General features: G+C 35.8%; 12 protein-coding genes. 11 read left to right on the top strand and 1 reads right to left on the bottom strand.

Annotation, left to right across the window (positions count from 1 at the left end; genetic code table 11):
- Positions 1 to 30 precede the first annotated feature (30 nt).
- From GM418_RS13115 to GM418_RS13070, 10 genes are all read left to right on the top strand, one after another.
- A complete protein-coding gene (locus GM418_RS13115; RefSeq protein WP_158866983.1) occupies positions 31 to 825 on the top strand; it encodes a LytR/AlgR family response regulator transcription factor in 795 nt (264 codons plus the stop codon).
- Positions 825 to 3,740 (top strand): sensor histidine kinase, encoded by a 2,916-nt coding sequence (locus tag GM418_RS13110; protein WP_158866981.1) that lies wholly within the window; start codon positions 825 to 827, stop codon positions 3,738 to 3,740. The genes GM418_RS13115 and GM418_RS13110 overlap by 1 nt, the downstream gene beginning before the upstream one ends.
- A gap of 480 nt (positions 3,741 to 4,220) precedes the next feature.
- Positions 4,221 to 4,772, top strand: a complete 552-nt coding sequence (locus GM418_RS13105; RefSeq protein WP_158866979.1) for an RNA polymerase sigma factor — start codon at positions 4,221 to 4,223, stop codon at positions 4,770 to 4,772.
- A gap of 1 nt (position 4,773) precedes the next feature.
- Positions 4,774 to 5,535, top strand: coding sequence for a zf-HC2 domain-containing protein (locus GM418_RS13100; RefSeq protein WP_158866977.1), 762 nt, complete (start codon positions 4,774 to 4,776; stop codon positions 5,533 to 5,535).
- A gap of 76 nt (positions 5,536 to 5,611) precedes the next feature.
- Positions 5,612 to 6,403: a DUF4097 family beta strand repeat-containing protein gene (locus GM418_RS13095; protein ID WP_158866975.1), complete on the top strand. Its 792-nt coding sequence runs from the start codon at positions 5,612 to 5,614 to the stop codon at positions 6,401 to 6,403.
- 6 nt (positions 6,404 to 6,409) lie between these two features.
- The gene (locus GM418_RS13090) at positions 6,410 to 7,060 is read left to right on the top strand and encodes a DUF4097 family beta strand repeat-containing protein (RefSeq protein ID WP_158866973.1); all 651 of its coding nucleotides are present in this window, start codon (positions 6,410 to 6,412) and stop codon (positions 7,058 to 7,060) included.
- 207 nt (positions 7,061 to 7,267) lie between these two features.
- A complete protein-coding gene (locus GM418_RS13085; RefSeq protein ID WP_158866971.1) occupies positions 7,268 to 9,673 on the top strand; it encodes a hybrid sensor histidine kinase/response regulator in 2,406 nt (801 codons plus the stop codon).
- A 76-nt stretch (positions 9,674 to 9,749) separates the two neighbouring features.
- Entirely contained in the window at positions 9,750 to 11,096 is a 1,347-nt protein-coding gene (locus GM418_RS13080) for a sigma-54-dependent transcriptional regulator (RefSeq protein ID WP_158866969.1), read from the top strand.
- A 201-nt stretch (positions 11,097 to 11,297) separates the two neighbouring features.
- Positions 11,298 to 12,227: a Cbp1 family collagen-binding glycoprotein adhesin gene (locus GM418_RS13075; protein WP_158866967.1), complete on the top strand. Its 930-nt coding sequence runs from the start codon at positions 11,298 to 11,300 to the stop codon at positions 12,225 to 12,227.
- Positions 12,228 to 12,525: 298 nt separating this feature from the next.
- Positions 12,526 to 14,166 carry an AMP-binding protein gene (locus tag GM418_RS13070; protein ID WP_158866965.1) on the top strand — a complete coding sequence of 547 codons (1,641 nt, stop codon included), beginning with the start codon at positions 12,526 to 12,528 and terminating at the stop codon, positions 14,164 to 14,166.
- 44 nt (positions 14,167 to 14,210) lie between these two features.
- On the opposite strand, the gene GM418_RS13065 is transcribed toward GM418_RS13070, so the two are convergent.
- Positions 14,211 to 15,026 carry a mechanosensitive ion channel family protein gene (locus GM418_RS13065; protein WP_158866963.1) on the bottom strand — a complete coding sequence of 272 codons (816 nt, stop codon included), beginning with the start codon at positions 15,024 to 15,026 and terminating at the stop codon, positions 14,211 to 14,213.
- Between the two features lie 138 nt (positions 15,027 to 15,164).
- Between GM418_RS13065 and GM418_RS13060 the strand changes: the two genes are divergently transcribed.
- Positions 15,165 to 16,289: an acyltransferase family protein gene (locus GM418_RS13060; protein WP_158866961.1), complete on the top strand. Its 1,125-nt coding sequence runs from the start codon at positions 15,165 to 15,167 to the stop codon at positions 16,287 to 16,289.
- Positions 16,290 to 16,305: the final 16 nt, after the last annotated feature.

Here is a 16,305-nt window from a genome sequence, read left to right as displayed (position 1 = left end):
TAGTTCTAATTTATGTTATATCTTTGCTTTATGACTCGATTTAATGCAATTATCGTTGATGATGAAATGAATGTCAGGCAAACACTTGAGATACTTTTACGACATTATTGCCCGGATATAAGATTGTGCGGAAGTGCGGAATCTGCCGCTACTGCCAGGCAGTTATTGAAAGCATTTGAAGTTCATTTAATTTTTCTGGATATTTCAATGCCAAACGAAAACGGTTTCGATTTTATCGCTTCCATCCCAAAAGAAAAATATGCAATTATATTTACAACTGCACACGAAGAATATGCTTTAAAAGCCATCAAGGCCAATGCGATTGATTATTTACTAAAACCCATTAATCCTTCGGAACTTAAAGAAGCTGTTGACAAAGCCACATCGTTTTTAAATCTGCGGCAACAACAAAATAATGTTCAGAATGTATACAGTGAGTCGCTCGAAAACTTACTACAGCAGGTAAAAGGAGAAAATAAGCAGGTAAAAAAAATTACAGTTGTTGAGAAATTTGGATTTCGTATAGTTGAGGTTGATACAATTCGTTACCTGGAAGCCGATAGCAATTATACAATTTTGCATCTTTCGGGCCTGGAAAAAATTATCTCGAGTAAATCGTTGGGAGAGTTTGAAAAAGTTCTGGATTCAAACCAATTTTTCAGAATACATAAATCAAACATAGTGAACCTGAATTATTTAAAAGGATTTTCCAGTTACCAGGGGTATTTTGCCGTTCTTGATGATGGAACAAAACTTCCTATATCAAGAAGACGTTTTAACGAATTCAGGGAATTGGTAGGAACGCACTCAAAATCTATCGATTAGTGAAAAAAGAGTATTTTTTATCCGTTATTTTTATATTGTTCCTCCATTCTGTTTTTGCTGCAAATCCGTTTGTAAAAAATTATACCATCGCGGAAGGACTTCCGACCAATAAAATCATATATGCGTATCAGGATACGCAGGGATTTATCTGGTTTGCCACTGATGCCGGTGTAATTCGTTTCGATGGGACCAATTTTAAAAACTATTCTGTTGAAGAAGGGCTAAGCGACAACATCGTAATGCGAATCAAAGAAGATTCATCGGGAAGACTCTGGTTTATGAATATGAACGGGACTCTGAATTATCATTTTGACAATACAATCTATAATGAAAAAAACGATACCCTGCTCAGCCAGTTAAAAGCCAATTTCTATTTTATTGATTTTTATGAAGACAATGACTCCACGATCTACTTTTATAATTCTATATCAGATATTTATGTTCTAAAAAAGAACGGTAGCGAGGTAAGCAAATTAAATTTTGGTCTTAACAATCAAAGAGACTTGAGTCTGTTTCATTTAAGCAAGTCATTGGATGATAAATTTCTGATGTGGTCGGCGATCGGCATTTATGAATCGGATGTGGTGGGAGACAGTGCATATCTGACTCCGTTCTCCGACTATCTTATAGAAAAGGCTTTTAGAGTGGATAACCAGGAAAAAACGATAGCGTTTGAACGGACGGGAGACGCGAACATCTACCAGGGTAAAAAGCTGATAACCAAACATATTCTACAGTCAAAATCAAAATACGTCAACTCCCTCGCTGTCGATTCTGAGGGACTTTTTTGGCTCGCCACCTATGATAAAGGTTTATATTGTCATGATGGTAAGGAAATCATCTTCCACCTCGATGTTGATCAGACCCAGGGTGTTATGGCAGACAGGGAAGGGAACATCTGGGTTACTTCAGCGTCAGAAGGAATTTATAAGATAAACCGTGAAATTTTAAGGTATCAATATTGGGCGACCGAAAGTTTTGAAGAATCAGGAATAAAATCGCTGGCGCCAACCAACAACGGCAAACTCTGGGCAACCAACGGCAGTTTGTTATATACAATCAGCGGAGAGAAACTAACCCGGATGAATCTTGATCTGGACGAAAATAATCTTTCAAATATATACCACTTCAAAGACAACACATTAATAACAAGCCCGATAGGAGAAGAACTCCATTTAATTGAAGAAACCCTTTACGATGAAAAAACCAATACAATAAAATTCGGCACCCACAAAAAACTTCCTTACAAAGTAAAAAAGTTAGACGTGCCGTCTGACGAAAAAACAATATATTCTTATATTAATGACCGGCTTTTAATTATTGACTATGATGAAAGTCTCAATTGTAAAGTTATCGGGTTAAGAACCGGAAGAATAAATAATGTTTTTGTAAACAAGGACAATCATCTGGTTATCAACGCAGAAAAAAACTACCTTGTTATTGACGATAAATTAAGTCTGAACCTTCCGCTGCAGCCATTCAATGGAAAAACAATTACTTCTCATCTGGCAATCAATAAAAATTATGAAATATATAATATAATTGGTAATCAGTTAATTTTAAGAGATAATCAAAATACTTACGATTTAACAGAAGCTTTCAGAACTCAAATAGATTACCGGATTAAAGGTATTGAATACAATGAAAACGTATTGTTCTTTTATACAACGAAAACTGTTTATTTCATAAAAGATCCGTTAAAAGCAATAAGCCAGAAAGCACTCGAGTTAAGCCGGTTGAATATCGACTTTAATAACATTAATGATATTATATGCCACGATAACAGATTGTATATTGCCTCAGATGATGGACTGGTATCGATACCCATATCTGACTGTGTTAATGCAGTAATCCAAATCCCGCAACCCTATTTTTATAGTTTATTAATAGACGACAAAGAGCTTGCCCTGCACACTGAAGCAATTAAATTTAAAAGCAAAAAAAGTTTTAGTATCAATTTTGCCAGCTTAAATTATTCTTCAACTCCTTCAAATTATTCCTATATGCTGGAAGGAATCGATCGGGATTGGATTAATGGAAAAAATACACAGGTAACCTATCTAAATCTTTCCCCCGGGCATTATACATTTAAACTGAAAGCTCGCAAAAGTCTGGGAGAGTATAGCCCGGCGGTTGAACTTCCGATTATGGTTCGGCCAACTTTCATTCAACGTACAATAACAAAAATTACCATCTTATTTATTCTGCTCGGCGGAGTAGTCCTTATTATCATTTTCTTTTATAAACGAAAAATAAAACAAAAGGAAACAGATAACATGATAATAACGCTTGAACACAAGGCATTACAGTCGATGATGAATCCGCACTTTATTTTTAATGCTTTGGGTTCTATACAACGATATCTTTTATTAAATAAGGCGGCAGAAGCAGGAATTTATCTCTCACAATTCGCCCGTCTGATAAGACAGAACATGAACTCGTTAAAATCAAACTCGATACAAATCGATGACGAACTGGAACGCCTTAGAAATTATATTGAGTTGGAACAATTCAGAATGGATAATAAATTTGATTTTGAAATTGAAATAGATGATGAAATTGACGTGGACCAGGTTGCCATACCTTCAATGATTATACAACCTTTTGTTGAGAATGCTATTTGGCACGGTGTATCTTCTCTTCCTGATAAAGGGAAAATATGGATTAGGATAAAATCATTCAATGAAAAAAGTATTAAGATTACTGTTGAAGACAATGGGATTGGAATAAAACAAGCAAAACCTTATTCACAATCGGACCAAAATTTAAATATGGGAGTTTCTTTAACCAAAAAAAGATTACAACTCATTGGTGACCGCTACGATGTAAAATCAGAGATCATTTCAGCGGAACTGACTCCGGGTGCAAGATATCCAGGCACTCGGGTTGAGATGTTAGTGCCCGTTGTTATATAGTAAAAAACAATTCCGAACAATCCATTAAATAATTAAAGTTAACCACATATCTGAAATTCTATACCATACAATAATTGCTGAAAAAATTACTGAAATTTAGTTGTAATATTGAATCACAATTAATGAAGGTTCTTTATTTGTTTCAAATATCAATTAACTGGATAAGTAAAGACATTACCCCAAATTATTAAGTTCTTTTAAACTGTGCACTCCCCCTCAGTTGTTAAACTTGGATGACTGTTTTCTAACCACCATGGAAATCCACATTACAGTTTACCCAAAAGATAAAAATGTTATTGGCACAGAAGACGTCGAATAGGACTTGAACCGGTTCAACAGTTGAGCCGGTTTTTTTATTTCCTTTATGTTCCGATTTTCTAAAAAAACAACTATTTTTTATTTCCACAGTAACCATTCATGTATTTTACAGGTATTCATATCAGATAAGCAATTTAAAGGAATATATTCCTGAAATAAAGAATGAAAAAACAGTTTAGTGACGAAATGCTGATGAAGAAGTTGGCCGCGGGAGACAAAAGGTCAGCAGGTGTTCTATATGACAGAAACTATAAAAATGTATATGGTTATTTTTTTAGAATGACCAGAAATGCTGAGGCAAGCAGGGATTTGACACAAAATGTATTTGTAAAAATTCTGAAATACAGCCACAGCTGGAAAGATGACAAAGTTTTTGCCTATTGGTTATTTCGGATTGCTAGAAATATTTTGATTGATTATTACAATGAAAAAAGAAAATTCTATGGCGAAGATAATGATCTGGAGGTAGCTGAATTTGATCAGGAAGAGTCAATGCGTGAGCAAGACACAAAAGAAAAGTTCGAGTTTCTGATTGAGGCAATGTCTCAATTACCTCCGGCATACCGCGAAATGATAGAGTTAAACCGATTCCAGGGTTTTTCATACAAGGAAATTGCTGATACAATCTCGTCAACAGAAAATGCGGTGAAGGTGAAAACCTTTAGAGCCATTCAAAAACTAAAAGAAATTTATACTAAAATAATAATTGAATAAGATGAAATGTGAAGAAGTAAAAATAAACCTCCCGGAATATATCGATAAAAAACTGGATAAGGATACAACGGAAAAAATCGGAATTCATATTCAGAGCTGTGAGTCGTGTCGGGAACTTTACTCCGAGTTAAAATCATTTCTGAAATTTACCGATTCTTTCCCTGAGGTTGAGCCGCCGGGAGATATGAAAGAAGAATTCTTAAAGTTGGTTGAGACAAACGACAACTTCAAAGATAAAAGAATAATTCAGCTACCGGATTGGATTAAGGTAGCAGCAATACTGATCATTGGTGCAGGTACATTTATCGCAGGGTATTTTACCGGTTCTGAAAACACTGAAGTAGCTCAATTACAATCTGAACTAAATTCGATGAAAAAAGAAGTTTTGCTTGCAGGGCTGAAAGATTATTCCGGGCCGCAGCGAATCGAAGCTGTTCACAATATAAAAACAATGGGAAATGCAGATGATGCATTGGTAAACGCACTGGTTTATACCATGAATAGCGACAAAAATGTCAATGTACGATTGGCTGCAATCAACACTTTATCCGAAATGATGGATAAAAACCCCGGCATAAAAAATGAGCTCATTCATTCCTTGTCACTTCAGGACAATCCGCTTTTGCAGATCTCATTAATACAAGTTCTTACAGAATCAGGAATTAAAGAAGCAAAAGACAAGATAGAATCCATTTCAAAAGACGAAAATACAAACGAACAGGTCAGGGAATATGCAAAGAGTATGATAAAAACAATCATATAAACACGGGATGAGTGATTTATTGGCCGGCAAAAAATCAACATTCCAAAAAATGTGAAACAAAAAGAAAAAGATAATTATGAAAAAAGTAACCGTTCTATTAGCAGCATTTGTCCTTCCTCTTTTAAGCATGAGCCAGGAGAAATATGAATATTCGCCAAAGGTGAAAAATCGTGTGGAAATTACAAACCTTCTAGGTGAGATTTCTTTAAAAAACACAAGTGAAAACACTATTGTAATTGAGTCCGACGCCAACTTTGAAAAACCCGAGCGGGCTGAAGGATTACAATTGTTGGGAGCAATGGAAGATAATACAGGCCTGGCAGTAAATGTAAGCGAAGAAGATGGAATCGTTAGCATTACCGGGATAAGCAAACAGGTAAGAGACTTTAACTACTCCATTTCAATTCCCGCAGGTATAGCGGTAAGTATCGATTACCACAGCCCTTTTGCAAGCGGCGATCTGGATATTGATTCATATAACGGCAGCCTTGAGATTAAAACGCTTAGCTCGGACGTAAAACTAAACAATTGCAGCGGACCATTTACGGTAAATTCCGTTAGTGGCGATGTTGAAGTCATATTTAGCAATGTAAGCCAGGGAGAACCCACCTCGCTCGCTTCTGTTAGCGGATTTGTTGATGTTTCAATTCCAGCGGGGAACAAAGCAAATATTGAGATCAGCAATTTAACGGGAAATGTATACAATAACCTGAATTTGGAAAGTGCAGGAAAAGAAGACCGTGACGAACGTTCGGAAGGCCTTGGAGCCATAAAACGAAAAGGGAAAACAAGTTACAAACTAAATGGCGGAGGACAGGAAATCTATTTGAAATCAGTATCAGGAAATATTTATTTACGAAAAAAATAGACTACCATGAAAAAAATAATCATCCTTGTTCTGATGCTGATTTTTGGTAACGATTTAATTCATGCTCAAAAGATCGTTAACGAAAAAGTTGATGTAAAAGGTTCAAAAGTAGAAATGAAGCTAAGTTTTGCCGATAATATCAAAATAGAAGCCTGGAAAAATAACTTTATTGAACTTCAGGTTACGGTTGATATCAAAAACAATACATTTAACGACTATTACAGCCTGGAAGTTAAAAACAAAAACGGGAAAACAAATATTGAGGAAGTTGTTGACTTTGAAGGAATCAAAAAAAAGATAGGAGAAAGAGATCAATACAACTTTAATACTGATATTAATTACACGCTAAAAGTTCCCGGCAATCTCGAGTTCAGTCTGAACACAATCTCGGGAGAAATTGAACTGATGGGGTGTGTGGGAGAGATGGAAATTAAAACCGTGAGTGGTTTTATAGACTATTCTGTACCGGAAAGTCATAAAGCAAATATTGATTTATCGACTGTAACAGGAGACGTATATTCAAACCTGGTTTTTGACAACAAACCGCCAAAGGAAATTTCGTGGGTAGGCACAAATCGCGAATTATCATTAAACGGAGGGAATACCGGTGTTGAATTGAAAACAGTAAGCGGAGACATTTTCCTGAGGAAATATTAGAGTTAATTTCTCATTTTACAAAAATAACTGATTGGTGAATTCCGGTCAGTTATTTTTTTATATTCTGCTATCAGTTACCTAACTAAGCAGACCTGACAAAACACTGATTTCCAAAAAAAACAGCGCACGTGTGCTTAAAAATATATAATATTGCTGGCAAAACAAACTGATGGGATCAAGCGTTCAATAAAAAAATTGATTGGCCGAATGTCAAAATTCAAAATTGAAATACAAATCACTCTTCTTTCTTTAATTATTGGTGCCGCTGTTGTAACATCGGGGTATTATGCGTATAAAAGTCTGTCCAACATTGTCCAGTCCATCCACCAGGAAACCATACCGGATTACCAGCTTTTCCTGGTAAAAGATTTAACAGCCGATTTAGCTTCACTTGAAAACAATGCAAGGCTCTATATTCTTACCAATAAAAACGAAGACCTGGCCCCCTATCAAACGCTGCAAAAACAGATTGTTTCAAAAATTGAAGATCTCAATCTGCTTACGGCCGAAAACGAAATTGGTGTGCCGGTGATTGATTCACTCACTTTTCTGGCTTTTCAAAAGATTGAACTGTGGCAAAAAATCCTGAACTTACATCAATCAATGCAGAATGTTGATACAACATCGTTTACAGAAATCTATTCAAAACTTGAAGAGGAAAAATTAGACACGATAAGAACGGAAACGGAAAAAAAAGGGATATTCAGAAAAATATTTGGCGGTAAGAAAACCATTGTTGACACCACCATTGTTAAACGGGAACTTGAACCGGAAGAAATAAGAGAACAAATTCAAAGTCTGGAAACAGAAATAAATGAAATCAGGGAAAAAGGGGAAGAAAAAAATATTCTCGAATCGAAATTGATAGAGGAGAATATGGTAATAGTACATCAGATAAACGAATTGGTTGTATTAGCTGAAAAAAATGAAAGCGACAAACTCATCGCAAAAACCGATGAAGCTGACCGCCTGGCAGAATTAACATATAAACGATTGGCTGGTTTTACCATCCTCGCAGTAATTCTCCTGTTGGTTGTTTTGTTTGTTCTGTTCAATTATCTGAAAAAAATGCGAGACTACCAGCGGGCTTTAAAAAAAGCCAAGTTGGAAGCTGAAAACCTTGCTGTTGCTAAAGAAAAATTTGCTGCAAATGTAAGTCACGAGCTAAGAACTCCGGTAAACGCTATTTATGGTTTAACCGAACAACTCCATCAAAAATCTTTTGACCATACAACCAAAGAACTGGTTTCTGTCCTTTCAAAATCGGCAATTCATCTAAAAAATGTAATAAACGATACGCTCGACTTTTCTAAAATTCAGGCAAACAAGTTAAAACTCGAAAAAACAGATTTTTCACCCGAAGAGATTTTTAAAGAAGTAATCGCTCTTCAAAAATTTGAAGCAGAGAAAAAAAACAACGAGTTAAAATTTGTTTGGTCAGGAGAGCGACCTGAAGCAATAGTTGGCGATCCACTCCGGTTAAAACAAATTCTGATCAACTTGTTGGGAAATGCAATCAAATTTACACAAAACGGAAAAATTTCGTTGGCTGTCGAAACTCAAAAAACAGAAAACAGTTTTTTCCGGTTTAACATCCGTGTAGTTGATACCGGTATTGGAATTTCAAAAGAGAACCTCAACATTATTTTTGATGAATATGTACAGGCAGAAAACACTGAAGGCATAAAATACCAGGGGACGGGGCTTGGTCTTTCCATTGTTAAAAAATTGGTAAAATTACATGGTGGAAATATTAGCGTAGAAAGTACCCCGGGAAAAGGAACAACTATTATGCTTGAAATTCCTTACAAAGAGGGGAAAAAACAAAATATTCCCGGAACTTATTTTGAAACAGTTGAAGTACCGGAGGCCTATAAAAATCTAACATTCCTGATTGCCGATGACACGGAATTCAATCGTTTTCTTCTGAAAGGAATCTTAAAAAAATGGGGGACAAAATTCGAAGAAGTTACCAATGGCAACAAAGTGGTTGAAGCTGCTCTTTTAAATAACTTTGACCTTATTTTTATGGATTTAAGGATGCCGGGCAAAAATGGTTTTGAGGCCACGAAAGAAATCCTTCACAAAAAGCCGGAAGCTAAAATAATAGCAATTTCAGCTTCAAATGAAGAAACTGAAAAACAAAAATGTCTGGATGCAGGAATGCGTGGATTTCTTTCCAAACCTTTTTCCGAAAACACGCTGTTCTCAACATTAAGTTCAATCCTAAAAATTGAGGAAACAGCTAAAAATCCGAACCCGGTTTCGCCGGTAGATATTTCAGAACTGAAAAGACTTGCTGGCGAAGATGACACTTTTTTAAAAGAACTCATCGGGCTTTTTATTAAATCGAGTACAAATGGTTTGGCAGCTATTGAAAAAGCTTTAAAATATTACGACTGGAATACCATCAGGGAAACGACACATAAAATGGCGGTTCCATATAAGCATTTAGACAAAATGAGTTTATATGAAAAAGTTAAAGAAATTGAAAAATTAGCAGAAAAGAAACTAAATATTAATACTATTCGTTCGTTGTTTACTGAAGTTAAAGATGAGACGGAAGAAATAATCACATTTTTAAAAAAATATTTAAATGAAGCTCCTGAATAAAACCTTTTTTTTAACCAACTTTGCATTCGCAGCAAAAATCACGAAAAAAATTCATTAACCGGTTTAAATAAGTAACATGGACGAAAAACCATTTAAAATATTTGTTGTTGAAGATGACGAATGGTATAACAGACTACTGGTACACAATCTTTCCATGAATCCGGATTATGAAATAGAATCGTTTACATCAGGAAAAGAATGTTTAAACAATTTACATAAAGATCCGGATGTTGTAACGCTCGATTATCGCCTGCCCGACATGAAAGGGTTGGAAATTCTAAAACAGATAAAATCGGAAAACGAAGAAATACAGGTTATTTTAATTTCAGAACAGGATGAAATAGAAGTAGTTGTTGAACTGTTAAAATACGGTGCCTACGATTATATTGTAAAATCGAAAGATATTCGGGAGCGTTTGTTAAATACAGTAAACAATATCCGAAAAGGAGAACGACTGAAACGAGAAATAGTAACCCTGAGAAGTGAAGTTAAAAAGAAATATAATTTTGAGAATACGATTATTGGAAACAGCCCGGCTACAAAAAAAATATTCAGTTTAATTGAAAAGGCCACCCGGACAAACATTTCGGTAATGGTTACCGGCGAAACAGGAACGGGAAAAGAACTGGTTGCCAAAGCAATTCATTATAATTCTCAGCGAGCCAACAAGCCTTTTATTGCCGTAAATATGGCAGCTATACCAAAAGATTTAACCGAAAGTGAGTTGTTCGGACACGAAAAAGGAGCTTTTACAGGTGCTAACATCCGCCGGATTGGAAAGTTTGAAGAAGCAAATGGTGGAACACTTTTTCTGGATGAAATAGCGGAGATGGATATTTCACTACAAGCCAAGCTTTTAAGAGCACTCCAAGAAAAAGAAATTGTGAGAATAGGAAGTAATAAGTCAATAAAAACCGACTCCCGGATTATTGTTGCAACCAACCAAAACCTCCAGGATGCTGTTCTGAAAGGAAATTTCAGACAAGATTTGTATTACCGGTTGTTTGGATTATCTATTGAACTACCGGCATTACGCAACCGGGGCAACGATATAATTACGCTTTCGAAACACTTTATAAAAGAATTTTGCACAGAAAATAAACTTCCTGTAAAAAGCCTCACTACATCTGCGGTTGGGAAACTACGCTCCTACTCATTCCCTGGAAATATCAGAGAATTAAAGTCGGTTATTGAGCTCGCCATTACACTCTCCGACAATGAAGAAATTACGGATGAAAGCATTGTTTTAGGAAACGACGCGCTGTTTAACGACAAGCTTGATGGTGAAATGAGTTTGCGCGAGTACAATATCCGCATTGTAAAAAAATACCTCGATAAATACGATAACAATACCAAAATTGTTGCTGACAAGCTTGACATCGGCGTTGCAACAATTTACCGCATGCTTAAAGAAACGAAATAGCCCAAAAAACCAAATTTATTTCTCTTCTTGAACTGTTATCATTTTGATAATACCTTATCATTTTGACAGCTCACCAGCCATCATTCAAAAACATAAAAAGTTAAAAAACAAACAATTACAAAAACACCAATTGCTTGGCACATGGTTTGGCAATACGTGCTGTGTCAAACAAAAATTTAATTTAACGAGGAGGAAAACGTTATGAAAACCGAAAAAAATTCAATGTTAAAATGGATTGTTATTGGAGTGTTTGCTATAGTTGTTGTAGTTGCAGGTATTATAATCTATAACAATAAATCGCATATTGATGAACTAAGCAATCAGAATGCTGATTTGAATATGACCATAGAAGAAAGAGATTCGTTGGTAAATGAAATGGCAAATACTTTCGATGAGATCGAAGAAAACCTGACATTCATCCGTGAGAAAAGAAGTCAACTGGTTTTAGATCAAGCGGAAGGCAAACAAGACCAGAAAAAAGTTTTGGTTGCCGATATTAAATTAATGAATGAAATGCTGGAAGAAAGCAGTAAAAAAATTGATGAGCTGGAAAAACAGCTAAAATCTTCCGGTATTGAAATCAAGTCATTCAGAAACAAAATCGCAAAACTCAGCGAAAGCATTAAACAACAGGATGAGAATATCCAGGTGCTAAAAACAGAGTTGGAAAAACGCGACTACCAGATTGCTGAAATGGATCTTCAAATTGAAAAAATGGACAGCCAAATGGTAGTTATGGAAACCGACCTTGTAGTTAAAGCTGATTCTATTAAAAATGCCAACAATTTAATTGCAGAACAGGACAGTGAATTGAATAAAGCATTCTTTACATCCGGTTCGTTTGATGAATTGGCAGATAACGGAGTTCTTACCAAAGAAGGTGGCTTTCTTGGAATTGGGAAAAGCAAAACGATAAAAGAGGATTTTAACGAAACTTATTTCACTGAACTTGATAAAAGGAATACCAATTATTTTCCGCTTTTCGTAAAAAAAGCAAAAATAATTACTGAACATCCTGATAGTTCATTCCGCTTTATCGAGGAAGACAACCTGATCACTTATCTTGAAATCGAAAATCCGGAGGAATTTTGGAAAGTAAGTAAATACGCCGTAGTTGAAACAAAACAATAATTAAAAACCGGGAATTCCGCCTTAATCGGGTGGATCCCTGTTTTCCCCTAAATACACCTTTTTTTTGAGACTTATAAAAAGGTCTGTAAAATTTCGTCTCTACTAAATATAAGTTGTTGGAAGCAAGTTAATTAATTTGGTATTACCATTAACGTGAATATAAACGCGGAAAACAACGAACTCCGGAGAATCTCCGGAGTTTTTTATTATTGACACTTATTCATATTTAATCTTACTGTGTTTTAAAAACCGAACATTCAGGTAATTTTCATAAATTTATCGGTTAAATTATAAAATTATGGCATTACCTGATTTAGCTAAACTTTACACCGATGCATTCCACAAGAATTGGGACAATTTTGCATTTTCAGATTATGAGGGAAAAGATTTTAAATACAAAGAAGTTGCGGCGAACATTAAATCGCTCCATCTTTTCTACCAAATAATGGGAATAAAAAAAGGGGACAAAATTGCCGTTTTGGGGCGAAATTCAGCAAACTGGGCAACAGTCTTTCTTTCTGCAATTTCGTCGGGTATTGTAATCGTTCCCATTCTTCCGGATTTTAACAAATCCAATACAAATCACATCATCAATCATTCTGAAGCGCGAATTGTAGTTGGGGGAAAACAACTACTTGAAAAGGTTGATTTTCAAAATGAAGGAAGGGTTGAAGCAGTTATTGCTTTGGATGATTTCTCTTTTCATATTGCTAAAGACGAAAATGTAAAATATAAAATGGAAGATGCTTTTGAATATTACAAAAAAAATAAACTAAGCCGGGAAGGATTTCAGTTTGAAAAATGGGACAAAGAAGCAACCTGCGTAATTTCTTACACATCAGGAACTTCAGGTTTTACCAAGGGAGTTATGATTCCTGAACGCAGCCTGGTTTCAAACATTATTTTTGCTCAGGAGCACATGCCTTTACAAGCCGACGACAAAATCGTTTCGTTTTTACCTATGGCACATGTTTACGGATTATTATTCGAATTCTTATTCCCGACAACTTTAGGTTGTCATATTACTTTCCTGAACAAAATACCGTCTCCCGCTGTAATAACAAAAGTTTTTGGCGAAGTAAAACCTCATCTTATTCTTTCCGTTCCACTGATAATTGAAAAGATTTATAAAAAGCGTTTGTTGCCAACACTCCAAAAAACTTCAATAAAAATATTACTCGGCACTCCTCTTGTATCAAAAATAATTCTGAAAAAAATCAGGGAAAAACTGGTTGAAACTTTTGGAGGGCGTTTCTATGAAATTGTCATTGGGGGTGCCCCCTTAAGTGCCGATGTGGAAAAATTCTTTAAACGAATCAACTTTCCTCTTACCGTTGGGTATGGTATGACAGAGTGTGGCCCGCTTATTAGTTATGATGCCTGGAACAAAACAATGCCCTCTTCGGCCGGTAAATTAGTTGACCGGATGGAAGTGCGGATCGATTCAGAGGATCCTTACAATGTTGTGGGAGAAATTCAGGTAAAAGGAGAAAATGTAATGGTGGGATATTACAAAAATGAAAAAGATACAGCAGCCGCATTTACCGAAGACGGATGGTTAAAAACAGGTGATTTGGGCGTAATAGATAAAAACAATTTTATTTATATCCGTGGTCGTTCAAAGAATATGATTCTCGGACCTTCCGGTCAGAATATTTATCCCGAAGAAATTGAAGCAAAAATCAGTAATCTTCCTTACGTTGCTGAATGTGTTGTAATTGACCGCAACGGGAAAATGGTTGCACTTGTGTATCCTGATTTCGAAGCTGTTCAAGCTGATAAAATACCGGAGGCCGATATCCCTAAATTAATGGAAGAAAACAGGAAAAACGTTAATGAAGAGCTTCCAAAATACGAGCAAATAAGCACTTTCGAGATTGTAAATGAAGAATTTGAAAAAACGCCTAAAAAAAACATAAAACGATTCAAATACGTTTAAAAAATGCCTTCTGTTTTGCGAAGGCATTTTACTTCTTCTAAAATTTATTTTCTCATGTGCACATCCACTTGAGGAAACGGAATTGTAACTCCTGCGGCATCCAATGCAAGTTTACCCTCTTCATACACGCTAAAATAAACGTTCCAGTAATCTGCAGGTTTTGCATATGGGCGAACTGCAAGGTTTACCGAACTGTCGGCAAGTTCAGCAACACCAACAAACGGAGCAGGATCTTTTAATACATTTGGATGACTGTTTAGTATTCCCAACAGAATATTTTTGGCTTCCTTTATATTTGATTCATAAGAAATTCCAAAAGTTAAGTCAACACGAATAACACCTTCAGTAGTATAATTAACTATATCGCTACTTGAAACAGCTGAATTCGGTAAGATAACCGTTTTACTTTCCGGGGTAAGCAAAATGGTTACAAAAATGTGAATCTCCTTAACAACACCTAAATGCCCCTGAGATTCAATTAAATCTCCCACTTTAAAAGGTTTAAAAAGCAAAATCATAACTCCTCCGGCAAAATTTGCCAGCGTTCCCTGTAAAGCTAAGCCAACTGCAAGACCGGCCGCCCCGATGATAGCGATAAAAGAAGTAGTTTTTATGCCAACCATTTCGGCTATACTTATCAACAATAAAACCTTAAGTAAAATTCCAAACAGGCTTTTAAGAAAGCCCCGAAGCGACACGTTCACTTCTCTTTTTTCCATCACACGTCCGGTAACTTTTACAACGCGCCGAATTATCCAAAGGCCGACAATTAATACAACTATCGCCATGATTACCTTTAAGCCATAAGCTACTATAAACTCAGAAGCTCTGTTTAGTAAGTCTTCATAATTTTGATTCATGATTATTTTATTTGGTAAAACATAAATCAAATTACGGAAAATAAAGTTCCAATCAAATTTTTATGATTGATTGAGACTATAAAGGACAATTAAACCTATATTTTATTACATTTGAATCTCAACCAACTAAAATTTACTATGAATTCTAAAAAAGGATTTACGTTTTCAAATGATCGTTTGTTATCTCTCGATTTTTTCCGTGGAATGACAATGTTCCTTTTGGTTGCGGAAGGAACAGCACTTTGGAGCGTACTTGTAAAAGACCCGATTGCAGGAACAATTCTTGAACCTTTTTTTGAACAGTTTCACCATCACCACTGGAATGGATTACGGTTTTGGGATTTAATCCAACCCTTCTTTATGTTTATTGTTGGTGTTGCCATGCCTTTTTCATACGCCAAACGCAGAAAGCGGGGAGATCCAAAAAGCAAAATCACAAAACATATCATTCAGCGCTGTATTTTACTCCTGGCATTTGGTGTAGGACTACATTGTGCTTACCGCCGCGAGCTTGTTTGGGAACTCTGGAATGTATTGTCACAATTGTCGGCTACTATTCTGATTGCCTATTTTTTAATGCGATACAAATGGTCGACACAAATTATTGTTTCCATAGGGTTGTTAATTGTTACCGAAATGGCTTACCGTCTTTTCCCTTTGGAAGGTTATAACCAACCTTTTGTTAAAGACCACAATTTTGGAAGCTGGATGGATATGATTTTGATGGGCAAGATAAATCCGGGCGGAGGCTGGGTTGCCATCAATTTTATTCCAACCGCAGCGCACACTATTTGGGGCGTGGTAGCCGGGCAGGTTTTAATGTCGGAAAAAACCGGAAATCAAAAAATTAAACGTATAACAGGCGCCGGTATAATTATTCTGTTACTGGGTTATCTGCTCGACTGGACTTCAGTAACACCGATAGTAAAACGAATCAGTACTTCATCGTTTGTTTTGGCTTCAGGAGGCTGGGCGCTGCTTGTACTTGCCTTCAGTTACTGGTTTATCGATATCAAAAAGATAAACCGGTGGATTTTCCCCTTTGTTATTGTAGGAATGAACCCGATCTTTATTTATTTGTTTTCTAATACAATTGGAGGTCAGTGGTTTAATGATTTTGTTGCCATTTTTACCGATGGAATTTTGACTTGGTTTGGAGCTTCTGAATTTGTTATGAATTTATTTGCTGCACTAACGATTTTGGCACTGGAGTGGTTACTTTGCTATTATTTGTACCGAAAAAGAATATTCTTTAAAATATAAATCAATAAAATTTAAT

This window comes from Maribellus comscasis (assembly GCF_009762775.1).
GTDB lineage: Bacteria > Bacteroidota > Bacteroidia > Bacteroidales > Prolixibacteraceae > Draconibacterium > Draconibacterium comscasis.
The sequence above is the reverse complement of the archived record's forward strand: the minus strand, read 5'-3'. Positions and strand labels throughout refer to the sequence as shown.

Excerpts from the sequence above, each read along its gene's own strand:
- GM418_RS13070 (WP_158866965.1), top strand. The coding sequence starts at position 12,526 with ATGGCATTACCTGATTTAGCTAAACTTTACACCGATGCATTCCACAAG.
- GM418_RS13115 (WP_158866983.1), top strand. The coding sequence starts at position 31 with ATGACTCGATTTAATGCAATTATCGTTGATGATGAAATGAATGTCAGG.
- GM418_RS13075 (WP_158866967.1), top strand. The coding sequence starts at position 11,298 with ATGAAAACCGAAAAAAATTCAATGTTAAAATGGATTGTTATTGGAGTG.
- GM418_RS13060 (WP_158866961.1), top strand. The coding sequence starts at position 15,165 with ATGAATTCTAAAAAAGGATTTACGTTTTCAAATGATCGTTTGTTATCT.
- GM418_RS13090 (WP_158866973.1), top strand. The coding sequence starts at position 6,410 with ATGAAAAAAATAATCATCCTTGTTCTGATGCTGATTTTTGGTAACGAT.
- GM418_RS13065 (WP_158866963.1), bottom strand. The coding sequence starts at position 15,026 with ATGAATCAAAATTATGAAGACTTACTAAACAGAGCTTCTGAGTTTATA.
- GM418_RS13100 (WP_158866977.1), top strand. The coding sequence starts at position 4,774 with ATGAAATGTGAAGAAGTAAAAATAAACCTCCCGGAATATATCGATAAA.
- GM418_RS13085 (WP_158866971.1), top strand. The coding sequence starts at position 7,268 with ATGTCAAAATTCAAAATTGAAATACAAATCACTCTTCTTTCTTTAATT.
- GM418_RS13095 (WP_158866975.1), top strand. The coding sequence starts at position 5,612 with ATGAAAAAAGTAACCGTTCTATTAGCAGCATTTGTCCTTCCTCTTTTA.
- GM418_RS13080 (WP_158866969.1), top strand. The coding sequence starts at position 9,750 with ATGGACGAAAAACCATTTAAAATATTTGTTGTTGAAGATGACGAATGG.
- GM418_RS13105 (WP_158866979.1), top strand. The coding sequence starts at position 4,221 with ATGAAAAAACAGTTTAGTGACGAAATGCTGATGAAGAAGTTGGCCGCG.